This window comes from Bradyrhizobium yuanmingense (assembly GCF_025200905.1).
Taxonomy (GTDB): Bacteria; Pseudomonadota; Alphaproteobacteria; order Rhizobiales; family Xanthobacteraceae; genus Bradyrhizobium; species Bradyrhizobium yuanmingense.
On sequence record NZ_CP104173.1, the window covers coordinates 7013431 to 7039080 of the forward strand.

22 protein-coding genes are annotated in these 25650 nt (G+C 64.2%); 8 read left to right on the forward strand and 14 right to left on the reverse strand.

Translation table 11 applies throughout. The annotated features are described in order from the left end of the window. The 6 genes from pstC to N2605_RS32595 all read right to left on the reverse strand — a co-directional run bounded on the left by pstC (nucleotide 1) and on the right by N2605_RS32595 (nucleotide 6831). Nucleotides 1-990, reverse strand: coding sequence for a phosphate ABC transporter permease subunit PstC (gene pstC / locus N2605_RS32570; protein ID WP_036001678.1), 990 nt, complete (start codon nucleotides 988-990; stop codon nucleotides 1-3). 135 nt (nucleotides 991-1125) lie between these two features. After that, nucleotides 1126-2139 (reverse strand): phosphate ABC transporter substrate-binding protein PstS, encoded by a 1014-nt coding sequence (gene pstS, locus N2605_RS32575; RefSeq protein ID WP_260345012.1) that lies wholly within the window; start codon nucleotides 2137-2139, stop codon nucleotides 1126-1128. A 149-nt stretch (nucleotides 2140-2288) separates the two neighbouring features. Continuing rightward, nucleotides 2289-3581 carry an ATP-binding protein gene (locus N2605_RS32580; protein ID WP_260345013.1) on the reverse strand — a complete coding sequence of 431 codons (1293 nt, stop codon included), beginning with the start codon at nucleotides 3579-3581 and terminating at the stop codon, nucleotides 2289-2291. A gap of 46 nt (nucleotides 3582-3627) precedes the next feature. Continuing rightward, the gene (locus N2605_RS32585; RefSeq protein WP_036001683.1) at nucleotides 3628-4683 is read right to left on the reverse strand and encodes a lysylphosphatidylglycerol synthase domain-containing protein; all 1056 of its coding nucleotides are present in this window, start codon (nucleotides 4681-4683) and stop codon (nucleotides 3628-3630) included. A 448-nt stretch (nucleotides 4684-5131) separates the two neighbouring features. Further along, a complete protein-coding gene (locus tag N2605_RS32590; RefSeq protein ID WP_036001688.1) occupies nucleotides 5132-5434 on the reverse strand; it encodes a hypothetical protein in 303 nt (100 codons plus the stop codon). Nucleotides 5435-5436: 2 nt separating this feature from the next. Further along, on the reverse strand, nucleotides 5437-6831 hold the full coding sequence (locus N2605_RS32595) for an OmpA family protein (protein ID WP_260345014.1): 1395 nt from the start codon (nucleotides 6829-6831) through the stop codon (nucleotides 5437-5439). A gap of 164 nt (nucleotides 6832-6995) precedes the next feature. Between N2605_RS32595 and N2605_RS32600 the strand changes: the two genes are divergently transcribed. Together N2605_RS32600 and N2605_RS32605 are read left to right on the forward strand one after the other, a co-directional pair. Further along, a complete protein-coding gene (locus tag N2605_RS32600; RefSeq protein WP_260345015.1) occupies nucleotides 6996-8054 on the forward strand; it encodes a polysaccharide deacetylase family protein in 1059 nt (352 codons plus the stop codon). Nucleotides 8055-8145: 91 nt separating this feature from the next. Further along, complete coding sequence (locus tag N2605_RS32605; RefSeq protein WP_260345016.1) at nucleotides 8146-8958, forward strand: SDR family oxidoreductase; 813 nt, start codon at nucleotides 8146-8148, stop codon at nucleotides 8956-8958. A 199-nt stretch (nucleotides 8959-9157) separates the two neighbouring features. Here N2605_RS32605 and N2605_RS32610 read toward each other — a convergent pair whose 3' ends face one another. Together N2605_RS32610 and N2605_RS32615 are read right to left on the reverse strand one after the other, a co-directional pair. Further along, entirely contained in the window at nucleotides 9158-10012 is an 855-nt protein-coding gene (locus N2605_RS32610) for an SDR family NAD(P)-dependent oxidoreductase (RefSeq protein WP_260345017.1), read from the reverse strand. 120 nt (nucleotides 10013-10132) lie between these two features. Next, on the reverse strand, nucleotides 10133-11014 hold the full coding sequence (locus N2605_RS32615) for an alpha/beta fold hydrolase (protein WP_260345018.1): 882 nt from the start codon (nucleotides 11012-11014) through the stop codon (nucleotides 10133-10135). 164 nt (nucleotides 11015-11178) lie between these two features. Here N2605_RS32615 and N2605_RS32620 point away from each other — a divergent pair, with 164 nt between their 5' ends. Then, nucleotides 11179-12750, forward strand: coding sequence for a winged helix-turn-helix domain-containing protein (locus tag N2605_RS32620; RefSeq protein ID WP_260345019.1), 1572 nt, complete (start codon nucleotides 11179-11181; stop codon nucleotides 12748-12750). Nucleotides 12751-12908: 158 nt separating this feature from the next. On the opposite strand, the gene boxB is transcribed toward N2605_RS32620, so the two are convergent. The 4 genes from boxB to N2605_RS32640 all read right to left on the reverse strand — a co-directional run bounded on the left by boxB (nucleotide 12909) and on the right by N2605_RS32640 (nucleotide 18883). Continuing rightward, nucleotides 12909-14360, reverse strand: coding sequence for a benzoyl-CoA 2,3-epoxidase subunit BoxB (gene boxB, locus N2605_RS32625; RefSeq protein WP_260345020.1), 1452 nt, complete (start codon nucleotides 14358-14360; stop codon nucleotides 12909-12911). 100 nt (nucleotides 14361-14460) lie between these two features. Further along, nucleotides 14461-16149: a 2,3-epoxybenzoyl-CoA dihydrolase gene (gene boxC / locus N2605_RS32630; RefSeq protein ID WP_260345021.1), complete on the reverse strand. Its 1689-nt coding sequence runs from the start codon at nucleotides 16147-16149 to the stop codon at nucleotides 14461-14463. Between the two features lie 124 nt (nucleotides 16150-16273). Further along, nucleotides 16274-17086: an alpha/beta fold hydrolase gene (locus tag N2605_RS32635; RefSeq protein WP_260345022.1), complete on the reverse strand. Its 813-nt coding sequence runs from the start codon at nucleotides 17084-17086 to the stop codon at nucleotides 16274-16276. Nucleotides 17087-17341: 255 nt separating this feature from the next. Next, nucleotides 17342-18883, reverse strand: coding sequence for a benzoate-CoA ligase family protein (locus N2605_RS32640; protein WP_225147460.1), 1542 nt, complete (start codon nucleotides 18881-18883; stop codon nucleotides 17342-17344). 121 nt (nucleotides 18884-19004) lie between these two features. On the opposite strand from N2605_RS32640, the gene N2605_RS32645 reads away from it, so the two are divergent. The 4 genes from N2605_RS32645 to N2605_RS32660 all read left to right on the forward strand — a co-directional run bounded on the left by N2605_RS32645 (nucleotide 19005) and on the right by N2605_RS32660 (nucleotide 21840). Next, a complete protein-coding gene (locus tag N2605_RS32645; protein WP_260345023.1) occupies nucleotides 19005-19913 on the forward strand; it encodes a helix-turn-helix transcriptional regulator in 909 nt (302 codons plus the stop codon). A gap of 2 nt (nucleotides 19914-19915) precedes the next feature. Then, the gene (locus tag N2605_RS32650; RefSeq protein ID WP_057028463.1) at nucleotides 19916-20311 is read left to right on the forward strand and encodes a group II truncated hemoglobin; all 396 of its coding nucleotides are present in this window, start codon (nucleotides 19916-19918) and stop codon (nucleotides 20309-20311) included. Between the two features lie 243 nt (nucleotides 20312-20554). Next, complete coding sequence (locus N2605_RS32655) at nucleotides 20555-21286, forward strand: AraC family transcriptional regulator (RefSeq protein WP_225113437.1); 732 nt, start codon at nucleotides 20555-20557, stop codon at nucleotides 21284-21286. 119 nt (nucleotides 21287-21405) lie between these two features. Beyond that, the gene (locus tag N2605_RS32660; RefSeq protein ID WP_036042786.1) at nucleotides 21406-21840 is read left to right on the forward strand and encodes a VOC family protein; all 435 of its coding nucleotides are present in this window, start codon (nucleotides 21406-21408) and stop codon (nucleotides 21838-21840) included. A 47-nt stretch (nucleotides 21841-21887) separates the two neighbouring features. Here the strand turns inward: N2605_RS32660 and N2605_RS32665 are convergent, their stop codons facing one another. Next, nucleotides 21888-22220: a PRC-barrel domain-containing protein gene (locus N2605_RS32665; RefSeq protein ID WP_036001758.1), complete on the reverse strand. Its 333-nt coding sequence runs from the start codon at nucleotides 22218-22220 to the stop codon at nucleotides 21888-21890. 668 nt (nucleotides 22221-22888) lie between these two features. Between N2605_RS32665 and N2605_RS32670 the strand changes: the two genes are divergently transcribed. After that, nucleotides 22889-23227, forward strand: a complete 339-nt coding sequence (locus N2605_RS32670) for a hypothetical protein (RefSeq protein ID WP_036001763.1) — start codon at nucleotides 22889-22891, stop codon at nucleotides 23225-23227. 31 nt (nucleotides 23228-23258) lie between these two features. Here N2605_RS32670 and N2605_RS32675 read toward each other — a convergent pair whose 3' ends face one another. Beyond that, nucleotides 23259-25508, reverse strand: coding sequence for a TonB-dependent siderophore receptor (locus N2605_RS32675; protein WP_260345024.1), 2250 nt, complete (start codon nucleotides 25506-25508; stop codon nucleotides 23259-23261). Nucleotides 25509-25650: the final 142 nt, after the last annotated feature.

Genomic DNA, 25650 nt, shown 5'->3' on the forward strand with positions numbered 1-25650 from the left:
TCACTTCCCGGCCTTGGTTTCGAGGCGCAGCAGCATCAAACGGGCGGCAGCGAGCACGAAGAACGTCAGCACGAACAGCAGGAGGCCGAGCAGGATCAGGCCGGACTGGTGCAGGCCGTCGCTCTCGGCAAATTCGGAGGCGATCGCCGCCGAAATCGTCGTGCCCGGCGCGAAGATCGACGAGGAGATCCGGAACGAGTTGCCGATGATGAAGGTCACCGCCATGGTCTCGCCGAGCGCCCGGCCCAGCGCCAGCATGACGCCTCCGATGATGCCGACGCGGGTGTAGGGGATCACCACGCTGCGGACGACCTCCCAGGTGGTGCAGCCGACGCCGTAGGCGGCTTCCTTCAGCACCGGCGGCACCGTCTTGAACACGTCGACCGAAATCGAGGTGATGAAGGGCAGCACCATGATGGCGAGGATCAGCGCGGCGTTGAACAGGCTGAGATAGGACGGGGGCCCTGCGAAGATCGCGCCCAGCACGGGGACGCCGTCGAACACCCTGATCATGAAAGGCTGGAAGGTGTTGGCCAGGAACGGGCCGAGCACGAAGAAGCCCCACATGCCGTAGATGATCGAGGGGATGCCGGCGAGCAGCTCAACCGCCATGCCGATCGGGCGCCGCAGCCATTGCGGGCAGAGCTCGGTGAGGAAGATCGCAATGCCGAGACCGACGGGAATGGCGATCAGCATCGCGATGAAGGAGGTGACGAGCGTGCCGTAGATCGGCCCGAGCGCGCCGAGCACCGGCGGATCGGCCGAGGGCGCCCAGCGCTGCGTCCACAGGAAGGAGATGCCGAACTCCTGGATCGCCGGGAAGGCGCCGACGATCAGCGAGATGATGATGCCGCCGAGAATCAGCAGCACCGAGATCGCGGACAACCGCGTGATCCAGTAGAAGGTGACGTCGCCGAGCTTGAACGCGCTCAAGGCCTTGGCGCGATCATATGGACCGGCAGCATCAATCACATTGCTCTCAACAGCCATCTCAGCCACGCCGATCCCCTATACCCGTTTTATGTACGCTTGTTGTTGGTGGCGCGCTCCGGATGCGGCAGGAGGCCGATCCGGAGCGGAGATCTTGCAGCGCCCCGGAACCGTGTCCGGGACACATATAGCGCCTTAGCTCTTGATCTCGGCAGCCCAGGTCTTCTCGATCTGCTGGACGACGCTGTCCGGCATCGGAATGTAGTCGAGCTCCTCGGCCATCTTGCCGCCGTTCTTGAAGGCCCAGCGGAAGAACTTGATCGCTTCCTGCGCGGCCGCCTTGTCGGTGGCGGACTTGTGCATGAGGATGAAGGTCGCCGCCGTGATCGGCCAGGACTTCTCGCCGGGCTGCTCGGTCAGGATGACGTAATAGCCGGGAGCCTTGGACCAATCGGCGTTGGAGGCGGCCGCCTGGAAGGCCTCGACGGTCGGCTGCACCGGGTTGCCGGCCTTGTTGACGAGACCGGTGTGGGTGAGCTTGTTCTGCTTGGCATAGGCGTATTCGACATAGCCGATCGAGTTCTTGGTCTGGCTGATGTTGCCCGACACACCCTCGTTGCCCTTGGCGCCGACGCCGACCGGCCACTCGACCGCGGTGCCCTCGCCGACCTTGCTCTTCCAGTCCGCGCTGGCCTTGGAGAGATAGTTGGTGAAGTTGAAGGTGGTGCCTGAGCCGTCCGAACGACGGACCACGGTGATGGCCTCTGACGGCAGCTTCGCGTTGGGATTGAGCTTCTTGATCGCGGCATCGTCCCACTTGGTGATCTTGCCGAGATAGATGTTGGCCAGGGTCTCGCCGTCGAAAACCAGCTCGCCCGGCTTCACGCCCTCGATATTGACGACGGGGACGATGGCACCCATCACCATCGGCCACTGGACGAGGCCGTCCTTCTCGAGCTGCTCGGCCTTGAGCGGCGCGTCGGTGGCGCCGAAGGTCACGGTCTTGGCCTGGATCTGCTTGATGCCACCACCCGAGCCGATCGACTGGTAGTTCAGACCGTTGCCGGTCTCCTTTTTGTAGGCGTCAGCCCACTTCGAATAGATCGGGAACGGGAACGTCGCGCCGGCACCGGTGATGTCGGCCGCAAAGGCTACCGTCGTCGATGCGGCGACCAAGCCGGCAGCGACCATGGTTTTGAGGAAATTCATGCTGGTCTCCATACAGGGGAGCGAAGCGCCATCCGCGCCCGATCGCGCTCCCCGCGCCGCCGCTTTAGGGGCGGTCGGCTGTGCTTTTACGAAGGTTTCGTGACAGTTGGATGACGACACCAAGCAATTGAAATTGCTTGCGTTTCCGATCAAGCCGGAGTCTTGATCTGGGGAAAACAGGCGGTGAAGGTGGCGCCCTGCCTGGGCACGCTTTCGATCAAAAGGCGGCCGCGATGACGGTTAAGGATATGTTTCACCAGCGATAACCCGAGCCCGGTGCCGCCTTGCGAGCGGCTGTCGCCGACGTCGACCCGGTAGAAGCGCTCCGTCAGACGCGGCAGGTGCTCCGGCGCGATGCCCGGGCCGAAATCGCGGACCATGACCCGGATTTCCTGAGTTCCGTCAGCGGCGGCGCTCGAGGTCAGCGACACGATGACGCGCCCGCCGGAGGCGCCGTATTTGAGCGCGTTCTCGATCAGGTTCTCGAACAGGCGGAGCAGCTCCTCGCGGTCCCCCGCGATCATCACCGGCGGCTCCGGCAGGTGGATGTCCACCTCGACCTGACGCTCGCGCGCCAGCGGCTCGAGCCCGTCGGCGACCTGACGGATGATCGGGACGAGATCGACCAGGGTGTCGGGCCGGACATGGGCCGACAGCTCGACCCGCGACAGCGACAAGAGATCGTCGATCAGGCGCGCCATGCGCGTGGCCTGGTTGTGCATGATGCCGAGGAAGCGCTCGCGCGCCTTGGGATCGTCCTTGGCCTGGCCCTGGAGCGTATCGATGAAGCCCGACAGCGCCGCCAGCGGCGTGCGCAGCTCGTGGCTGGCATTGGCGACGAAGTCGGCGCGCATCTCCTCGACCCGGCGCAGCGGCGTCTGGTCGTGGAAGGTCATCAGCATGCATTTGTCGGCGCCGCCGAAGCTGGTCGGCACCGGTACCGGCGTGATGATCAGCTCCATCCAGCGATCAACCGGAACATGATCGAGATAGGTCGCGCGCCGCGGCTCGGTGGTCGCGATGGCCTCGCGCAGCGCGGTGATGATCTCCGGCGAGCGCAGCGCGAACTGGGCGAGCTCGTTCTTGCGCAGCGCCGGCGCGAGCTGGGCGGCGGCGGCGTTGAGGTGGATGACGCGGCCGGCCCGGTCGAGCAGCACCGCCGGATCCGGCATGCCGGCGACCACCGCGGCCACCGCCGCGCTCTCGACCGGGTTGATGCGTCTGACGTCGTCGCGGGAGGTGGCGGGATCGTGCAGCCGCCACGGGATCAAGGCAGCCGCCGCGATGCAGAGGAACACGATTGCAGCGTGCAGCGCCGACAATTCGCCGAGCGAGACCACGACGGACAGCGCCAGCGCCGCGGCGATCAGGATGATGGTCGAGTGCCGCAGCCGATCGGACCAGGGGTGGGCGGAGGGAGAAGAGGGGGCGTCGATCGCCATCGGGGCGGACTTCTCCTGGGGACTGTCCTTAAGGACCTGACACCGGTCAGGCGCCGCTGTCGCTGCGCTCTCTCACATAGGCGGCTTCAGGCGCCGGGCCGGGGTCCAGCTTGAGCGCCGCCTGTTGCAAGCGCTTCGATCGGGCGCCGATTATAACCTCTCGAAACGTCAGCAAGATTACAGATAAGACGAACGGAGACAGATAATAGAGGACGCGGAACAGGAGCATGCCGCCCAGCAGCTCCTCGCGGTCCATCTGCCAGAGCCCAACCAGCATGGCGGCATCGAACACCCCCAGGCCTCCGGGTGAATGGCTGGCGAAGCCGAGCAGGGTCGCCGAGACGAAGATCACCGCGACCATCACGAAGCCGAGATTGGGCTCGTCGGGGACCAGCACATACATCGCCAGCGCGCAGAAACCGAGATCGACGATGCCGATCGCGATCTGGAGCAGCGTCAGCGGGCCGCCCGGCAGCACCACCGTCCAAGGGCCGCGGCCGACCACCCGCGGCTGGCTCCAGACCCAGATCACGTAACCGATCAGCGCCACGATGATCATCAGCGCCAGTGTCCGGTTCAGCCAGACCGGCAGCTGGTCGATCGAGGCTGCCGCCTCCGGATGGTAGGCGATGCCGAGGCCGAGCACCGCGGCATTGCCCAGCCAGAAGGTCAGGCCGGCGAGAAAGCAGATTTTTGCGACGTCGATCGCGTTGAGCCCATAGGCCGAATAGATGCGGTAGCGCACCGCCCCGCCGGTGAAGACGGAGGCGCCGACATTGTGGCCGATCGAATAGCTGGTGAAGGCCGCGAGCGCGTTGATGCGATAGGGCACATGGGCATGGCCGATCGCGCGCGTGGCGAAGAGGTCGTAGAAGGTCAGCGTGAAATAGCCCGCAGTGACGAATAGCGCCGCCATCGCAATCTGGCTCGGCTCAGTGCTCTTGATCGCTTCGAGGACCTCGTTGAAATCGATGCCGCGCAGCATGTGGTAGAGCACGTAGCAAGCGATGCCGATGACCGCGATGCTGATCACGACTCCAAGCTTATGCAGGACTTGCTTCTGGCGCAGAAACGTCGTCGCCCTGCGTATGGCTTCCAGCATCTAGACCTCGAACAACGCTTCAGCGGCCAGGGTGGCCGGCGGACAGGCGGACGCGCAGGCATTCAACGAACCCTCGCCGCCGGCGCCGGAATCGCGCATGCCCCCTGCCCCTCCACTAGCGCGTTTTCGGCCGAAGTGGAATTCGCCAATTCGAACAAAAACACGTGCCTTCAATATTTTAGGCAGGGTCGCAGCTCCCAGTGCAGAATTTGGCGCTTTCGTCGGCAAGGCTTGGCGCGAATCTCCAGGCGATCCTGCGCAGGGGCCATGAAGTTTTGATGATTTCGGCCGCACAATGTTCCGTCACGCCTTAAGCCAACGTCAATCTATGGAGCCGGCCTGCCTGTTGAAAGAGGGGTGACTGGAGCGGCCAGGTCCCGGTTTTCCAATGCGCCGAAAGGCCGCGGCGGAGCACACCCCGCCCCGCGCGTGAGGGTGCATAGCAACATCACACAGCGGCTGGCGGCGCGGTACGCGAGACCACCCGATCGCGCAGCCACGCTCCGATCGTGCCGCCGACGAGATAGCAGGCGAACATGATCAGGCCGAGGTCGAGCCAGTAGCCGAAGCGACCGGGGACCACATGGGTGAGAGAGGCCGCGACCAGGGCGGCGGCAAGCACTGCGAGCCACCGCGCAATCACCTTCGAGGTGCCGTTGCCGCGCTGGACCACCGAGATCCAGCCCATGCAGAAGCCCAGCAGCAGCGAGCCGATCAGCCAGCCCAGATGGAACGAGACGAGATAGGGCATCGTCACCTCACCAGAAATTCGATGCGGCGGTTCTGCGCCCTGCCTTCATCGGTGTCGTTGCCGGCGACGGGCTGCGTGCTGCCATGGCCGACCGCGGTGAAGCGGCTAGCAGGAAGGCCCGCCTTGACCAGATAGTCGATCACCGCCTGCGCGCGCTTTTCCGAAAGGGCCTGGTTGAAGACATCCTCGCCATCGGCGTCGGTATGTCCGACGACCTCGATATTGGTGGTGGGGCAGCGCAGCGCGGTCTCGATGAGGCGATCGAGAATGCCGGCCGAGTCAGGATCGATGTCCGCGCGCCTGTTCGCGAAGCGGATCTTGCCCTTGGTCAGAAGCTCCGAGAACAATTGCTGGCACACGGTGCCGTCGACCGGGCCTGCGGCGGGCTTCACCGTGATCTCCGGCTTGTACTGCCAGTTCTTCGGGAAGTCCTTGCCGAGGCCTGCGCGCATCTCGTTGGCGGCGCCCTCGTAGAGCGCATCGCCCGAGAGCTTCACCTCGCGGTCGGAGACGACCAGCGTGCCGGTCGACAGCCGCGACAGCGCGCCGAGCGCGGCGATAACAGCCGTGCTGAAGGAGCCGGGGGCGCCGATACTGGCCTTGAGATTGTCGACGACCTTTTCGGTGAAGAACTTTCGCGAGGCGCTGGTGCCGATCGCGGCGTGGACGTTGTTGTCCGGAACATAGCCGGTCAGCGTCACCGTCGCAGCCACCGGATCCTTGTAGGCCTGGAAGATGTAGGGCGGCGCCTTGATCTCGTTGGCCGCAATCGAAAAACCCTCGGGCAGGTTCTTCAGCGCAGCCGCGATCGCCTCACGGCCGCCGAGCTCACGCGCCATGCCCGACAGATTGACCTTGGTGTCGGTGATCGTGATCTTGCCGTCCTTCAGCTTGCCGATCTGATCCAGCAGCAGCATCGCGGCGGCTTCGAACCGGGGCGGCGCCCCGCGCGCCAGCCCCATCTGGTCGGCGACCTCGACGCCGCCGACTTCCTTGCGAGCCGCCTCGGTCAGCCGGGCCCTCATCGATGGCAGAGGCGCGGAGCCCGACAGCGTCACCCGCACCACGTCGCGCTCGGCATTCCAGACGAAGGGCTTGGCCTCGGCAACGAGGCGGGTCCGGTCGTCGACCAGCCGCACGCCGGGCACGGTTTCGACCGCCATCACTGCGTCGCGGCGCCCCTCCTCGGAGAAGGCGTCCGCGGCCAGGCTGACGTCGCGGCCGTCGACCGCGATCCGGGTCTTGTCCAGAACGGTGTCCTTGAGCGCAGCCGAGCTGCGGGCCGACAGATCAGCCTCGACCGGTAAGGTATTATTCCAGGCCGCAAATCCCCACATGACGGCAAGGGGGATCAACCCCGGCCACCATTTGCTGGCCCACGAGAAAAGCTTCTGCATTCGACGACCCGACCTCTGGAAACGGAGACAAAACAAACCCTTGGCAGGCTGTCAAACCGGAAATGGCCCTGGTCCCAAGGCCCGGGTGGGACAATCGGAATAACTTTTTCTTCAAGGGTTCTTCCGTAAGTTGAGGCCGGAATGCCAAAGTCCCCCACCCGGTCATGAAACAACTGCGTAACAACGTCATCCGCGCCGGGCTGGGAGCACTCTATCTCAGCGGGGCGCACCACCTGTTGCGCCCGCTCTTGTCGGGCGTCGGCGCCATTTTCATGCTGCACCACGTGCGGCCGGCGCGCGAGGCTGCGTTCCAGCCGAACCGGCATCTCGAGGTCACCCCCGACTTCCTGCGCGCCACGCTGTGCCATTTGCGCTCGCGCGACATCGACATCGTCAGCATGGACGAGCTGCATGAGCGGCTGGTGCAGGGCCGGTTCGACCGTCGCTTCGCCGCCTTCACCCTCGACGACGGTTACCGCGACAATCTGGATTACGCGCTGCCGGTGCTGCGCGAATTTGACGCGCCGCTGGCAGTCTACGTCACGAGCGATTTTGCCGACGGCACCGGGCGGTTGTGGTGGACGGCGCTGGAGGCCGTGATCGCCAAGGCCGAGCAGATCGACATTCAGATCGGCAATTCCGCCCTGCGGCTCGATGCGACCAGTGTCGCGGCGAAGCAGGCGGCATTCGACCGCCTGCACGACTGGCTGCGCGCGCTGCCGGGCGAGCAGGATCTTGCGCGCGAGATCGGGGCGCTGTGCAGGACTTACGGCGTCGACATGGAAGCGCTGTGCCGCGGCCTCTGCCTGTCCTGGGCCGAGCTCAAGTCCTTTGCCGCCGATCCGCTGGTCACGATCGGCGCGCACAGCGTCAGCCATTGCAACCTCGCCAAGCAGACGGAAGGCATCGCCGCCCAGGAGATGGCCGCGAGCCGCGCGCGGATCGAGCAGGCGCTGGAGCGCCCCGTGCTGCACCTCGCCTATCCCTATGGCGACCGCGACGCCGCGGGCGCGCGCGAATTCGCCCTTGCCGCATCCGCCGGTTTCAAGACCGCGGTGACGACGCGGCCCGGCATGCTGTTCGCGGAGAACGCCGGCCACATGACCGCGCTGCCCCGCGTCTCGCTCAACGGCAATTATCAGGACGCGCGGATCCTGCCGGTGCTGACCTCGGGTGCCGCGACCGCGATGTGGAACGGCTTCCGCCGCATCGCGGCGGCGTAGGCCTCAATCTGCACTGGTCGAGGACAAGCGTGCCTTCCTTGACACCCCTCCCCGCTCCGCCCACAACCGGCGGCAACCAAGGGAGGGACGCATGTTCAACGATCTGTTCTCGCTCAAAGGCCGCATCGCGCTGGTGACCGGCGGCTCGCGCGGCATCGGCAAGATGATCGCGGCGGGATTTCTCAGCGCCGGCGCGGCAAAGGTCTACATCACCGCGCGCAAGGCCGGACCGTGCGAGGCCACCGCGAAGGAGCTCAGCGCGCAATATGACGGGGAATGCATCGCGCTGCCGATCGACATCTCGACCGTTGCCGGCGCCGAGCTGCTGGCCAGCGAGTTCGGGAAACGCGAGTCCCGGCTGGACATCCTCATCAACAATGCGGGCGCCGCCTGGGGCGCGGAGTTCGACGAATTTCCGGAGAACGGCTGGGACAAGGTGATGAACCTCAACGTCAAGGCGCCGTTCTTCCTGACCAAGGCACTGGCGCCGACGTTGCGCGCCTCGGCAAGCGCGGAACGGCCGGCGAAGGTGATCAACATCGCCTCGATCGACGGCATCTTCGTCAATCCCGGCGAGACCTATTCCTATGCGGCGAGCAAGGCCGGGCTGATTCATCTGACGCGGCGCATGGCGGTGAAGCTCATCCCGGACCACATCGTGGTCACCGCAATCGCGCCGGGCCCGTTCAAGTCAGACATGAACCGCGCCGCGCGCGACCACGCTGACGAGGTTGCAACGCGCGTCCCCGTGGGCCGCATCGGCACCGACGAGGACATGGCGGGCGCTGCGATCTACCTCGCCTCCCGCGCCGGCGATTACGTGGTCGGCGCGACCATCGCGGTGGACGGCGGCATCGTCTATGCGAACCCGGGGATCAAGGGCAGCGGGTGGGATAGCGATTGATCCGGCGGTCTCCCGTCACGTGCATCGGGCTTAAAACCAAAACGTCGAAAACAACCCCATGCACAGTAGCGGGCCCCTTGATCGATAAGGGATCTTTCGAGCGGCCTGGAGACAACATTTGCAGCCGCCATGCAGTTGACACGTCGGGCAAAACACGCGTCGAGCTGGCGCGTGTACTCAAAATCTATGGATGCGAGAGCTAGCGTCGCGGCGTTCGTCCGCGTATCCGGTCGAATCCTTGCTTGATCGCTGCGAAGCGCTGCTCGATGAATGGTTCGTGCTCAGTATCGGTGAAAATGTAGGGCCAGTCGTTTTCGATGGCCTCGCGAACCAGCTCGCCTACGTAGAGCGGATCAACGCCGTTGTTGATCCGTTCATGCAATGCCTTGATGATCTCCGCGCGTGGTCCTTCTGTCGGCGGAGGGTTGCCGACAGCCCCGGCAAATCGGTGCGGCACGTTGCGCCGAGAGTTCATGATCTGCGTGCGGATAAAGCCCGGACACAGAACGGAGACCCCAATCTTCCTCGGCGCGAGCACGTTACGCATCCCCTCGGAGAGCGCGACCACTCCATATTTGCTTACATCGTATGCCGGACTTGGTCCCGTAATCAGTCCGGAGACGGACGCCGTGGAAACAACCTGCCCTCCTTCGCCGTGCGCTTCGATCAGCGGACCGAATATCTCAAAGCCCCAGATCACCGACATCAGGTTGACGCCGAGGACCCAGTTCCAGTCTGAATCAGTCCACTCACCAAAGGTGCCGCCGCCACCCACGCCCGCATTGTTGACCAATATGTGGATTCTGCCGTACCGCGCGACGGTCGCGTCCGCTGCCGCCTGAAGTTCGCCCTTGAGCGAAACGTCCGCTTTCACGCCATCGACATCGGCTTTGGTTCGTGTCTTCAGGTCCGCGACCACTTTTTTCAGCGCCTCCTCCTCGATATCGCAGAGCATGACCCTCACGCCCGCCCGCGACAGCACGGTCGCGATCCCCAGTCCGATGCCCGAGGCAGCGCCAGTCACGAATGCGGTCTGTCCAATCAAGTCTCTCATGCGCGTTCCACCTTGCTTTCACTCAACCAGTTCGCCCGCGAAATTGCGCCGCGGGGCGCTGGCTCCGCGCCTGCGATGACCGAGGCAGCCGGCGAGGGCGCTGCGGAAGCAGTTGGTGATCTAGACCGCATGGCCGAGCGATCGTGAACTGAACGGAGAGGCGATGGACAGGCTGTCCCAAGCAAGCGCTTCGGTCGTAGACACATGGTCACCAATGCGCTGGGCTACTTCCGCAGCGTGCGTGCCCGGCATAAAGTGGGTTGCGCCCGCTATCGTGCATAGCGACGCGTTCGCCAACGCACGGGTCAGGATTTCCGCGCTTCGCTGCAACGCTTGCGGGCTACGCTCACCGCAGATGAGGCGGGTTGGGAGCAGGATGTTGGCGAAAGCCGATAATGGTGGATCGAATGCCGAACGCATGTCCAGAACCTGGGTCGCGGTCGTCCTAACGATGTATTGTCGCATCCGGGACGGCAGGGCATCGAAGCTGCCCTCACCGCCGAGATAATCGATCACCCGGAGCGCGGCTTCCCTCTCGCCGTTTTCGAACGCCTGGAAGTATGCATCGCGCATCGCCGTGAACTGCTCATACAGCGCAAGCTGGCTCTCCCGGCGCAGCAGGCCGAAAGCCACCGGCTCTATCAGGGTCAGGCTCATGAGCGGCAGCATCCCGCACAGCGCGACGTCCAGACACGCGAGCGCGCCGAGGGAATGTCCGACGAGATGCACGGGACCGCCGGCCCGGCGGATCACGGCTTCGATGATCTCCGCCTGCCGATCGATCGATGTATCGGCAGCCGTCCGTCGGTCCCTCGTGCCGCCATAACCCGGAAGGCTCGTCGTCACCGTCCGGAAACGACCGGCGAGCGCCTCGATCACGCCCCGCCAGCTTGACGCGGTCGCCCACGATCCCGGCACGAACACGATGGTGGGTCCCGTGCCCTCCTCGTCATAGTCGATGTGGCCGTGCCTATCCTGCAGCATTGTTGAGGCTGCGTTCATCGCCATCACTCCGGTCTTGAGGGTTTCGCCTGGCAAGAATGCGCGAAGCGCGACGGCAACACTTTACAGACCGCTTACATTTTCATTACCGACGGCTGATTTCGCGCGCTCCCCCGCTTGCTGGGCTGTGCTACGCTCGCGCTGCTGGAGGAACGGACGAGCTGATGCGCTATCTGTTTGAAGACTTTGCGCTCGACGCCGACAAGCGGGAGCTGCGCAGGGGGATCGATGCGGTTTCGGTGACGCCGCAGGCCTTCGACGTGCTTCTCTACTTGATCCGCAACCGCCAGCGTGTGGTTAGCAAGGACGATCTGATTTCCGCCATTTGGGGCGGCCGCGCCATCTCGGATGCCGCGCTTGCGACCCGCCTCAATGCAGCGCGCGCCGCAATCCATGATGCCGGCGATCAGCAGCGCCTCATTAAGACGCTACAGAGGAAGGGTTTTCGCTTCATTGGCAGCGTGCAGGAAATCGGCGGACAGGATGACGCTGCGGTCCCAAATGACGCACTTCAACCCCCGACACCAGCTCCCGGGCCGTCCGACAAACCCGCGATTGCCGTGTTGCCGTTCCAGTCCATGCCGGCCCGTCCAGAACAAGAATACTTCGCCGATGGGTTGGTTGACGATATCATTACTGCTCTCTCGCGCTTCAGGACGCTCTCTGTCATCGCTCGCAACTCCTCGTTCACCTACAAAGGTAAGGCTGTCGACATCAAGCGCGTCGGACAGGAGCTTGGCGTGCGATACGTGCTCGAAGGCAGTGTGCGCAAGGGAGGGTCGCAGCTAAGAATCAATGCACAATTGATCGATGTTGCAACTGGCGCGCACCTTTGGGCCGATCGGTTTGAAGGTGCTTTGGGAAACGTTTTCGATTTACAGGACCAGGTCGCGCTACACGTGGTCGGGGCCATCGCTCCAGAAGTCGATCGTGCCGAGATCGACAGAGCCAGTCGAAAAAGGACCGGTAACATCGATGCGGTGACAGCGTATTATCGCGGTTTGCCTCATATTCGTTTCCCGACCACTCCACAGAATAATGAAGCTGCCTCTAGGCATTTCGAGCAAGCGATTGCTCTTGATCCCAGTTTTGCGCCTGCGTATGGCGGCGCTGCAACTTGCATAGCGTGGCGAAGGGCCAACAATTGGCCTGGAGACTTTGTCGAAGACAACGCTCAGGTCTTGCAGATTGCCGAACGTTTAAAGGAGCTCGGGGCAGACGACGCAATGGCCTTAACCGTTGTGGGCTTTCTCCTGTTCTGGTTCGCGCTCGACCTCAATCGCGGGGTTGAATTGGTCGAGCGCGCCATCCATTTCAATCCAACCTATGGACCCGCACTTCACGCGCGGGGCCTCATTCGAGGTTGGCAAGGCGAATCCGATGCCGCCGTTGCGGACCTTGAGCTGGCTCTGCACCTAAGTCCGCGCGATCCTTTCAACTACAACGCAATGCTGGGACTTGCTCTAGCGCATCACAACGCCGGCAGACATGCCGAAGCGGGTGAGTGGGCTGACAAAGCCGTTCGAGCCTTCCCCCCGGCGTTTAATGTAGGAATGGCTCAGGCCATCCTCTGCTACGTGGGCGCTGGACGATTGGACGACGCTCAAAGGCTGATGGCAGAAATTCTCCGCCGATCTTCTGGCTCTCGACGATCAACTGTGGCTGCCCCGCACTATTCGCCCAAGCTTAGAGCGGAACTCTTGGAAGCGATGATCAAGGCAGGACTACCCGAATAGCTTTGTTCTTGGGGCAAGCAGGCGGTGGGCAGGCTGGCGTGTGAGTACGCCACGGCGCCTCGCGTCTATCACAGCCGCCTCTGGAATACTGGATCGCCCGGTCAAGCCGGGCGATGACGCTGTGGGTGTGGAACGGTCGTGGTGCGTCGCAAGCGCCCTCACGACTCGATCTTCACATACTCGAAATCGCCCGGCTTGTTGTCGATGCCGACCTTGGGCGGCGAGATCCAGGAGGCGAACTTGCCGGTTTCGGTCACGGGCTGCATCAAAGAGGTGATGAAGTCACCGTCGCTGGCCGACGGCAGCCATTCGTCCTTGCGCCTGGCCCAGGTGGCATCATCGATCAGGATGCCGTCGGGCGTCGCGTGAACGTCCTTGAACTCGCCGATGTGGCGGTGGAAGGCGACGTTGGGCAGCGTCAGCTTGAAGTCGTAGCCGGCGGTCGAGATCACCTTGTTCCAGCGCAGCATGCCCTTGACGCAATCCTGGCTGTAATCGTCGCGCAGGCGCATGTTGAGCGCGGTCAGCGCCGGTTCGTCGACCAGCTTGATCTCGCCGTTGATCAGCTTGAGCACCGGATAGGTGGAGTTCTTGAGCTGGTGATCGTCCTCGATCTGGGTCTCGTGATAGCGGCCCTTGATGCCGGCGTTGAAGGCGTTGGCCGCGTTGGTCGAGACTTCCGAGCCGAACAGGTCGAGCGACAGCGTGTAGTGCAGGTTCAGCTTCTTCTGGATGGTCGGAAGATCGATGACGCCGAGCGCGCGGACTTTCGCGATGTCGGTGGGGTCGGTGATGCCGGCCGCCTTCATCGCATCGCAGGTGCGCTGCACGACGCGGGTGATGCCGGTCTCGCCGACGAACATGTGGTGCGCTTCCTCCGTCAGCATGAAGCGGCAGGTGCGCGACAAGGGATCGAAGCCGGACTGCGCGAGCGAGTGCAGCTGCATCTTGCCGTCGCGGTCGGTGAAATAGGTGAACATGAAGAAGGACAGCCAGTCCGGCGTCGCCTCGTTGAACGCGCCCAGCATGCGCGGCGCGTCGGCATCGCCGGAGCGGCGGCGCAAGAGATCGTCGGCCTCCTCACGGCCGTCGCGGCCGAAATATTTCTGCAGCAGGTAGACCATCGCCCAGAGGTGACGGCCTTCCTCGACGTTGACCTGGAACAGATTGCGCATGTCGTACAGCGAGGGCGCGGTCTTGCCGAGATGGCGCTGCTGCTCGACCGAGGCCGGCTCGGTGTCGCCCTGGATCACGATCAGGCGGCGCAGCATGGCGCGGTGCTCGCCCGGCACTTCCTGCCAGGCCGGCTCGCCATAATGCTCGCCGAACGGCACGACGCGGTTCTCTTCCTGCGGCGCAAGCAGAATGCCCCAGCGATACTCGGGCATGCGGACATAGTCGAACTTGGCCCAGCCGCGCGGATCGACGGAGTAGGCGGTGCGCAAATAGACCAGGGATTCCTGGAAGCCCTCGGGGCCCATGTCGCTCCACCAGTCCATGTAGCCGGGGTGCCAGCCCTCCAGCGCTTTGAGCACCTGGCGGTCTTCGGCGAGGTTGACGTTATTGGGAATCTTGGTCGAGTAGTCGACGTTCATGATGTTCATGTTCATGGGGACCTCCCGTGTGGGACTAGCTCGTTTGAAGGGGCGAATGGCGAATGGCGAATAGCGAATGGGCATTCCCTATTCGCCATTCGCCACTCCCTACTCGCTAGACTCTCGTCATATCGAATTTCGGTTTCTGGCCGCTGCCGTAGCGGCGCAGTGCGCCTTCTTCGCCGACGGCGTTCGGGCGCTGGAAGATCCAGTTCTGCCAGGCGGTGAGGCGCGCGAAGATCTTCGATTCCATCGTTTCCGGGCCAACGAAGCGCAGGCTGGCTTCCATGCCGGTGAGGCTGTCGGGCGAGAAGCTGGCGCGCTCCTCGAGGAACACGCGGACCTCGTCGTCCCAGTCGATGTCGTCGAGCGCGAAGGTAACGAGGCCGAGCTCTTCGGCCTGCTCCGCATCGAGGCTGGTGCCGAGCGTTGCTTCCGCGCGCTCCAGATCGGACGGATCGGCCTGGAAGCGCGATTCCAGCCGCGTCAGGCCGTGGCTCATCGGATAGGGGCCGAAATTCATGGCGGACAGCTCGATCGACGGCGGCGGACGATTGTCGCCCTGGCGGGTGCCGATCAGCATGTAGGAGCGGTCGGCGGCAAAGACGAACTCGGCGAGCGTGCCGGCAAAGCAGGAGCCGGGCTCGACCAGCGTCACCAGCGTGCGCGAGGTGACGTCGACGCGCTTGAGCACGCGCTTCCAGTAATGCCTGATCTCGTTGACCAGCCAATGCGCCTTGTTAGCTTCGAGGAAAGCATCGCTGGCGAGCACATGGGCGCGGTCGCCGTGGCTCTTGAAGACGAGCATCGCGATCTCGAGCTCGTTGATGCGTAAGTGAAGGATGGCGTCGTCGAGCTCGCGCGCCACTTGCAGCGGCCAGAACGAGGCGCCTTGCGCCATCATGCCGTCGATGTCGGCGGGCGGCGCGGTCTCCGGCGCCTTGATCGAGATGGTGGCGATGCGCGCTGTGCGATCGATATCTACGGTGACGAAGCCGTAGCGGATGCTGTTCTCGTCGATCAGGCGCCTGAGCGGCGTCAGCGCGATGCCCTTGCCGCTGCCCTTGCGCTTCGATTGGCCTGCGAATTCCTTGGCGCGCTCGGCGATCTTGGCCTCGAGCTTGGAGTTCGGCGCGATCTCGTCGACGAGGCGCCATTGCACGGCGCGCTTGCCCTTCACGCCTTCCTCGATGGTGCAGAAGACATCGGCGTGGTCGCGCCGCACCTTGCGCTTGTCGACCACCCGCGTCAGACCGCCGGTGCCCGGCAGCACCGCGAGCAGCGGCACTTCGGGCAGCGCGACGGCGGACGAGCCGTCGTCGGCGAGGATGATGTGATCGGTCGCGAGCGCCAGCTCATAGCCGCCGCCGGCAGCGGAGCCGTTCACGACCGTGATGAAGCGCTGGCCGGAATTCTCCGACGAATCCTCCATGCCGTTGCGGGTCTCGTTGGTGAACTTGCAGAAGTTCACCTTGTGGGCATGGGTCGAGCCCGCGAGCATGCGGATGTTGGCGCCGGCGCAGAACACGCGGTTCTTGGCCGAGCGCAGCACCACGACCTTCACTTGCGGATGCTCGAAGCGCAGGCGCTGGATCGCATCGGCCAGCTCGATGTCAACGCCGAGATCGTAGGAATTGAGCTTGAGCTGGTAGCCCTCGAACAGGCCGCCATTCTCGTCGACGTCCATCGTCAACGTCGCGACGTCGCCATCGACCGCGAGCTTCCAATGCTTGTAGCGGGACGGTTCGGTCTGGAAATCGATGAATGTCGCGCCGCCTGCGAGGCGCCGATCTTCCCCGGCCATGAGCCACCCTTAAGCTTGGTTATGCATCTGGAGCGTTAGATGCACAATAGTGCATCTTACTGGGTTAGTCTAGCCCGAATCGCGACCTCATATGCACTTTGCTTCATCTCGGCGCGCATGGGTTTCATGCAGCCTGAAGCCCCGGATCGTCCCGCAAGGCGGCTTTTGCGAACTGCATGATGGCATCGAGGGTCGGCCCCGCGGCCTCGCGATGCGGGGAATGCGCCGCGCCAGCCATGATCTTCAGGTCGACCGGGCAGTAACATTCCTCCTGCGCGATCTCGGCCTGGCGCAGCGTGCCGTATTGATCATCTGTGCCCTGCACGATCATGACGGGCACGCGGATGTATGCGAGGTATTCGGAGATATCCCAATCGCGGAAATCCGGATCGAGCCAGGCGCCGTTCCAGCCGTAGAAGGCGTTGTCGACGTCCTTGTGCCAGCGCGCGAGCTTTGTCTTGAGGTCCGTGGTCTCGAACGTGGTCTTGATCGCGGCGATGGATTTGATCGAGATGTCCTCGACGATGAAATGCGGCGCGATCAGCACGAGCCCATTGAGGCGATGATCCTGATGCGCCCCGGCATAGATGGTGGCGATCGAGGCACCATCGGAATGGCCGAGCAGGAGGCCGCGCTTGAAGCCGATCATGTCGAGCAGCTTCGGCAACACGTCCAGCGCCTCGCGATGCATGTAGTCGAGCGGCCGCGGCAGCGCGACCGGGCTGGACTGGCCGTAGCCTGCGCGCGAATAGGCGAAGATGCCCGCGCCCGTGGCCTGCTGCAGCTTCTCTGGGAAATCACCCCAGAGGCCGACGGAGCCGAGGCCTTCGTGCAGCATCACGATGGTGGGCGCGTCGGGGACTAGCGGCGCGAACCATCTGTATTCGAGGCTGGCGCCATCGATGCTGAGGAAGCCGCTGGGGGTGAGGTTGGTCATGGTCGAATTCCCATTCCTAGCCAATGCCGAGATGCCCACCCTCCCCTGGAGCGGGAGGATCGATTCACAGCGAGCGCAGCGAGATGTGAAGCGGGGTGGGGTGACAGGTTCTCCACGGATGCGGTGCCCGTGGAAAGATCACCCAACCCGTCACGCGTCTCGCTACGCTCGATCGCGTGCCGACCCACGGGCGAGCTACGCTCGTCCCGGACCCCTCCAGGGGAGGGTAAGGAAGCCAGTTCGCCGCCTGCACCATCAATGCGCGCCCTCGCGCAACTTGAAGCGCTGGATCTTGCCCGTCGCCGTCTTCGGCAAGGACTCCACCACATCGATCCAGCGCGGATATTTCCAGGGGCCGATCTTCTGCTTGACGTGCTCCTTGAGCATCTCCTGCAAATCCGTCGTCTTGGCGCCGGGGCGCAGCACGACGAAGGCTTTCGGCTTTAGGAGTCCTTCTGGATCGGCCTCGGGCACGACGGCAGCTTCCAGCACGGCCGGATGCGTGATCAGCGCGCTTTCGACCTCGAACGGCGAGACCCAGATGCCGGAGACCTTGAACATGTCGTCGGCGCGGCCGCAGAAGGTATAGCGGCCCTCGGCGTCACGAATGTATTTGTCGCCGGTGCGGGTCCACGGCCCCTCGAAGGTGCGGCGGCTCTTGTGGCGCTGGTTCCAGTAGCCCTCGCCGGCCGAGGGCGCATCGACCAGGAGCTCGCCGACCTCGCCGTCGGCGACGTCCTGCCCGGCCTCGTTGACGAGCCGCACCGCATAGCCGGGCACCGGCTTGCCGGACGAGCCGTATTTGATGTCGCCGGGCGCGTTCGACAGAAAAATGTGCAACAGCTCGGTCGAGCCGACGCCGTCGAGAATGTCGACACCGAACCGTGCCTTCCAGCTGTGGCCGACGGATTCCGGCAGCGCCTCGCCGGCGGAGGTGCAGATGCGCAAAGCCTTGCCGCCGCGCTCGCTCTTCATGGTCTCGTCGTTGAGCATCGCGGCGAACAAGGTCGGCACGCCATAGAAGATCGAGGGATTGTAGCGATTCATCAGGTCGAACATGCGCGCCGGCGTCGGCCGCTCGCTGTTGAGGATCACGCTGGCGCCGACCGACATCGGGAAGGTCAGCGCATTGCCGAGGCCATAGGCGAAAAACAATTTCGCCGCGGAGAGACACACATCGCTCTCACGGATGCCGAGCACCTGCTTGGCATAGGTGTCGGCAGTGGCCTGCAAATTGGAATGCAAATGGCGCACGCCCTTCGGCATGCCCGTCGAGCCCGACGAGTACAGCCAGAACGCCGGCTCGTCCGGATGCGTCACGGCGGTGGTGAACTGATCGTTCTCGCCAGCGAGCTCTTCGGCAAGCTGCTTGTGGCCGTTCTGCTTGGCGCCGGAGACCACGACATGCTCGAGATCCGGCATGCGGCCGACAACGTCCTTGATGACGGGATAGAGCGGTTCGGACACGAACAGCACGCGCGCGCGGCAGTCGGCGAGGATGTAGGCGTATTGGTCCGCGGTCAGCAGCGTGTTGAGCGGCACCGGCACGATGCCGGCGCGGATCGCGCCCAGGAACACGATCGGGAAATCGATTGTATCCAGCATGATCATCGCCACGCGCTCCTCGCGGCGGACGCCGAGCCGGCGCAGCATGTTGGCCGCGCGCCGGGTCTGTTGCTGGAGCTCGCCATAGGTGAGCCGCGAGACGGTGTCGTCGAAGGCGAGCTTGCTGCCCCTGCCTTCGTCGACGTTACGGTCGAGCAGCCAGGTCACCGCGTTATAGGATCCCTCGCTCACGGACATCTCCCCGGAATTTAGAATTATAATTCATAGAAAGACACCACGGCGGCTTGCTGTCAATGCCAGCAGGCACTATGTTTCATTAAAACGCGCCGCAGGACCCCTGTAAAGAAGACTCATGACCGAAAGTCCCGACGCCGAATCCCGCTTCCTCGAACAACTCGGCCAGCGTGTGCGCACCATGCGCGCGCTGCGCGGCATGTCGCGCAAAGTGCTCGCCAAGGTGTCGGGGATCTCGGAGCGCTACATCGCGCAGCTCGAGAGCGGCAAGGGCAATGTCTCGATCGTGCTGCTGCGCCGCGTCTCCGACGCGATGGGCGCCCATCTCGAAGATTTGCTGCCCAGCGCCGATCCGACGCCGGACTGGCAGATGTTTCGCGACCTCCTGCGCAAGGCGACGCCCGCGCAGATTGCTCAGGCCAAGGATCTGCTCTCCGGCGGCAGCGCAAGCGCGCCCCGCCGCGCGCCGTTCTGCGGGATCGCGCTGATCGGCCTTCGCGGCGCGGGCAAGTCCACACTTGGGCGGATGCTGGCGAAGAAGATCGGCTGGAGTTTCGTCGAACTCAACAAGGAGGTCGAGCAGCAGAACGGGCTCTCGGTCGCCGAGATCATCGCGCTGTACGGCCAGGAAGGCTTTCGACGCATGGAGCAGGCGGCACTGCAACAGCTGCTCGCGCGCAACGAGCTGATGGTGCTGGCAACCGGCGGCGGCATCGTCTCCGAGCCCCTGACCTTCGATCAGGTCCTCTCCTCGTTCTACACGATCTGGCTGAAGGCCGAGCCCGAGGAGCACATGGCGCGCGTGCGTCGCCAGGGCGATCTACGCCCGATGGCTGATGATCGCTCGGCGATGACGGAGCTGCGCAACATCCTGCTCAGCCGCGAGCCGTTGTATTCGCGCGCGACCGCGGTGGTGGATACCGCCGGCCTCTCCGTCGATGCCGCCGCCGCACGCCTGATCGATGCGGTGCGGCCGGTGCTGCAGAACCAAGCCCGCAGCTTCGGCCTGCGCAGCGTGGCGCTGTAGCGATGACGTCCACCGACGTCGCCACCTCCATGTTCGAGCGGATCGGCGGCAGCGCCACGATCGACGCCCTCGTCGACCGCTTCTACGACCGCATGGACACGCTGCCGGAGGCGAAGATCATCCGCGCCATGCATGCGGACGACCTTGGCCTGATCAGGGACGTGCTGAAGCGCTATCTCACCGAATGGACCGGTGGCCCGCGGCTCTATACACCCGAGAAAGGTCATCCGCGGCTGCGCCAGCGCCATTTCGGCTTCGCCATTGGGGACGCCGAGCGCGACGCCTGGATGCTCTGCATGCGCGGCGCGCTGGAGGAGACGATCACCGACGCCGCCGCGCGCCAGGATCTCGACAAGGCGATAGCGGGCCTGGCCGACTGGATGCGCAACCGGCCGTGACGGGGCGGCAGCGCTTCGGCGCAATTCGACGGCCACGCACCGGGTCATTTGAGTTCCGCTGCGATCGCCTGCTAAGCTCCAGGCATGACCGACATGCTCTGCGACACCATACGCATGGAGCGCGAAGTGACGGAGCGTTAGCGCGTGATGGACGCACCTCCCGATGTCATCCGTCGACCGCCCTCGCCGCGTCTTGCGCGGCTGATCTCCAGCATTTCCTTCTACCGCGAGCGCGGGATCGGCTTGGCCGCCTTCCGCCACGCCGCGCCGCTTGCACTGCCTCTGCTGGTGAATTTGGGAACGCCCTTCCGCATTGCGCTCGGACACCGACCGGACACCGCCGATGCGCGGCCGAGTTTCGCAGCGGGTCTGTTTCCTGGGCCGGTCGTGATCGAATCCGACGGGCGCGCCGAATGCGTTCAGGTCGATTTCACGCCGCTCGGGGCGTATCGCTTCTTCGGAGGCGCCGTGCCCGATCTGACCGCGCGGATCGTCGGGCTCGACGACATTCTGGGACGGCACGGCAGGGAGCTCCGCGCCAGGGTGGCCGAGGCGGCCGGCTGGCAGCGACGATTCGAGATCGTCGAAGACTTCGTGCTTCGCCGCGCCGTACACGAGCCCTCGCCTGAGGTCGCCTTCGCGCTGGAGACGCTGTGGCGAGGCGCGGGCGCGGTCAGGATCGCCGACATTGCCTCCGACATCGGCTGGAGCCGCAAGCATCTCACACGCCGCTTCCACCGCGAGATCGGCGCTCCGCCAAAGACGCTGGCCCAGATGCTGCGCTTTCATCGCGCTTGCGTCCTGGCCCGGACGGATGGCGCAGGCGGCTGGGCGGCCATTGCCGCGGACGCCGGCTATGCCGACCAGGCACATCTTGCTCGCGATTTCCGGATGTTCAGCGGAGAGACGCCGACCGGATGGGCCGCGCGGCTCGATGTCGTCGATTCACGCCTGATGCGGGACGGCGGGGGCTAGCGCCAAAACAGCGGCAAGACGGCGCGAGGCACGGTCAGGTCCCATTTGTTCAAGCCGGCCGCCATGATCCGAACTAGGGTCGGCTTCGCAACAAGCTTGCACCGAACCTGGAGAGTGTCATGAACCAGCCGAACGGCTACGAAGCGCCGCGCCTCTACCACACCATGCGCTGCAAGGATGCCGAGGCGATGATCGCCTGGCTGAAGAACGTTCTCGGCTTCACCGAACGGGTGGTGTACCGCAAGGAGGGCACGGTCGTTCACGCCGAGCTGGCGTTCGGATCGTCGATCCTCATGCTGGGCGCGCATCGCGACGACGCCTACGGCAAATTGGTTGGCGACATCGGCGGCCGGCGGACGGATGCCGTCTATCTGGCCGTGGAGGATCCCGACGCGCTCTTTCAAAAGGTGAAAGCCGCCGGGGCGCAGATCGAGATGGAGCCCTACACGACCGATTATGGCAGCCGCGATTTCGCCGCACGCGATCCGGAGGGCGGGCTCTGGAGCTTCGGCACCTATTGGCCCAAGGTCGGCGAGCAGCCGCTCGCGGGATAGCGGGCGCTCGCGTCAAATACTGCTCCGCGGCCGAACCGTCTTGCTCGCTAGACCGACCAGTAATGCGGATGCGGGTAGGGCCGCGAGCGGTCGCCCCAGTCGAACGCGTCGCCATCGAACTCGCACGGGCCGCTGCTGAGTTCGTCCAGCGTCTGCTCGGTCTGAAACGCCTGCCGTGCTGGATCGTATTTCAGCGCGCTCCACTGCAGCGGATAATGGTGACGCGTACCGAGCAGCCCGCCGGTCTTGATCACAGCATAGGCAACCGTTCCGCTCATCTTGTCGAGCATCAACCGCTCGATCGTGCCGAGCTTCGTGCCGTCGCGTCCGTAGACGGCGACGTGCTCCACGCGATCACTGGGAACCATGGTGTGGTTCATGGTGTCCTCCCTGTTCTCGTCTGTTCACGATATTATAGCACCGGTTTCGCGGCGGCGGGAGCAGCTACAACTGCTGTAAGCGGCCCGCCCCGGCCACCAGAGCGTCACTTCAGCCGAATCGTGTCGACGCGACGGCACTGGACGCAATGATAAACGTGCTCCGCAGGCAGCGTGACTATTCCAGGTAGTGTCGCCAGGAACTTCATTGGCCGCCTGCATTTTGAGCAGATGAGGATCGGCGGATCGTCTTGGCGATCGGAACTCATACAATAACCGGGGCTGAGGCGCCCGCACGTTACTGCCGCGCTGCGGGCGCTTCATCCCGGGAGAACTACCGGCCTTGATCGGAATCCGATCGGCCCCGCTCGGCGCGCTGCTTCACGCCCGCGTGAGGCGACTTCTTCCGGACTGTTGCGACGACATCGCGCGGCCCCCGGACGAAGCCATTTTCCTCACCCGGCGAAAAACGCCGGAAAGGCAGGCGGTCTAGAATTGTCTGCATTGATCAACAACGGAGTTCGGTCATGTGGGGTCAACTTTTCAGCCTGATCTATCGCCTGTCCTGCCGGACCACCCTGATCGAGATCGGCACGCACCGCCTCGCGCGTTAGGTCCATGAAGCCCAAGGGAATTGGGTAAGATCGATTGACCAGATGACGGGGATTGCCATGAGCAAGCTGATCCTGATCGCCGCGATGTCGCTGCTCGCAAGCCAGGCCAATGCCGGAGGCTCGCGGAGCCTCAGCCTGGCGGCGGCCGATTCGAAGCAACCGGCCACCGAGCAGCCGGCCGCGCCGGCCGCCGTGCCGCCGCAGGCGACGCAAGCGTCACCGGCAAACGTCCAGACGCCGACCGCACCCGCCGCAACGGCACCGACCGCCGCAGCTCCGGTGCAATCAAGCACGACGCCGGCAAAGACGACCGAAGCGCCAAAGCCGAAACGCCGGCAGCCATCTGTCGAAGCCCGCGTGATCCGCGAACTGCACCGCCACGGGATCTATTGGTAATTGTCCGGCGACGTCCGCCCGGCAGCTCCGCTCACCAGCGATAGCCGAGCGTGGCGATGACGGTCAGCGGCGCGCCCCGGTAGCAGTAACCGACCTGACACGTCGTGTAGTGCACATTGAACAGGTTCTTGGCGTTGACCTGGAACGTGAGGCCCTTCAGCTCCTTTGCGGCCTGGCTGAAATCGTATTTCAGCGCGGCATCGACCAGGGTCACCGAGCTGTTCTTGAACGTGTTCGCGTCGTCGCCATAGCTCCAAGACATGTAGCGCGCGCCGGCACCGACGCTCAGGCCCGCGAAGGGACCAGCCAGCGGCAGGGCGTAATTGCCCCACAGCGTCACGGTGTGCGGAGGATTGCCCGACGGAAACTTGCCGACCAGCGCGCTGTCGCCGGCCTGCTTGGTGACCATGTCGAGATAGGTGTAGGACGAGGTGATGTCGAAACCATTGCCGAGGCTTGCAAGCCCCTGCAATTCGAAGCCGCGGCTTTGAATTTCGCCGCGCTGGACCGTCACGCCGGTGCCCGTCGTCACCAGGCCGCCATCCTGCGTCAGGTCGAACACGGCAGCGGTAATGAGGCTTCGCGTCCCCGGCGGCTGATACTTCACGCCGATCTCGGTCTGCTTGCCGGTGGTCGGCTTGAAGAAGGCGCCTGAGGGATCGACGCCGAGATTGGGAAAAAACGACGTCGAATAGGCGATGTAGGGCGCCACACCGGAATCGAACACATAGGTCAGGCCTGCCCGCCCACTATAGGCCTGATCAGATTGCGTCTGTCTTGTCAGCGCGAACCGGTCCTCGCCGGTGGTGCGGACCCAGTCGCTGCGGCCGCTCAGCGTCAGGATCCAGTGGTCGAGTTTGGTCTGGTCCTGAATGTAGACGCCGGACTGGGTTTGCCGCTGCGCCGTGGACGAGGAGATCGCGGGATCCGGAATGGATTCCGGCGCATAGACCGGCGCAGCCAGATTGAGATCGGACACGCCGAAGCCGAACCCCTGCTTGTCGGTGAACTTCGACGATGTGTAGTCGGTGCCGACCAGAAGCGTGTGCTGCACCGGGCCGGTGGAGAGCTTCGCCTCGACCTGGTTGTCCATGATGGCCGATTGCAGCGTGTCGTGGACGTAGCCGGTATAACGCGACACGACGTTGCCGACGGGAGCACCGAGAAAGCCGACATAGCGCGTGACAGCGTCGAGATCGACGTAGCGGAATTTCTGGCGGACGGTCACGGCGTTGTCGAACGCGTGCTCGAACAGATAGCCGATGCGCCCCTGCTCCTGGTCGAGCGAATTGTAGGACGGGCTGCCCGTGAAGATGTCCGTCGTCGTCCCGATGCCCGAAGAATAGGTGAACATCGAGCCCGGCGTCTTCGATTTCTGATAGGCGCCGAGAAGCGTGAGGGTTGTCGATTGGTCGGGTCTCCAGGTGACGGCGGGAGCGACATAGGTGCGGTTGTCCTTGCCGCCCGGTACGAACACGTCGGCGTCTCGCACCATGCCGGTCAGCCGATAGGAGAATTGGCCGTTGGGATCGATCGGCCCCGAAAAATCGAAATTGCCCTGAACGCGTTCGCGATCGCCGAACAGCGTCTGCACCTCGTGGAAAGGCTGGCTGGTCGGCAGCTTGCTTTGCAGATCGATCAGTCCGCCTGGCGAGCCGAGGCCGTAGAGCGCCGAGCTCGGGCCGCGGACCACGGTGATGCTGTCGACCCCATAGGGCTCCGTCTTGAACACGCCAAGGCCAGCGCCGACGAGACGCAGGCCGTCGAGATAGATGCCGTTATAGGTGATGTCGAAGCCGCGGATCGAGATGGCGTCGAAGCGCGGATCGTAGCCCGAGGCATCGATGCGCACGCCCGGCTCATAGCCGACTGCCTGCGTCAGCGTCTGCACGGCGCGGTCGTTGAGCTCCTTGCGCGTCACGACCGAGATCGACTGCGGCGTCTCCAGCAGGGGCGTGTTCGTCTTGGTGCCGGCGGAGCTGCTGCTGGCAACGTAGCTGTTCTCGCTCGATATCGTGGCGCGACCGCCACCTGCCTCGCGCGCATCCTGGCTTGCGGCTTGCCTGGAGGCGGCATTGCGTTGCGCCGCGACACGGCCGCGTTGCGACGGTGAATTGCGCTGGGCAGACACGGCGCGCGGGCGCACCTGATTCGGCGCCTCCACGGTGACGGGCGGCAATGACGCGGCCGTCGATCCCGAATTGGTCCCGGAGACCTGTGCAAGGGTCGGTGTCACCTGCAAAACCACGCCCAAACCGGCCGCCCCCAGACCAGCCTTCATCAACCGTTCCCAACCGAACGTCTGTCCGTCGCCACGCCTCATTGTCTTCCCCAAGCTCCGTCTTTGGACCACCCGGGAGTAATCAGATCGAGACGCACGACGCCTTTGCGACTGCGCAAATCGCCTTTGAGTCCACGTGGAG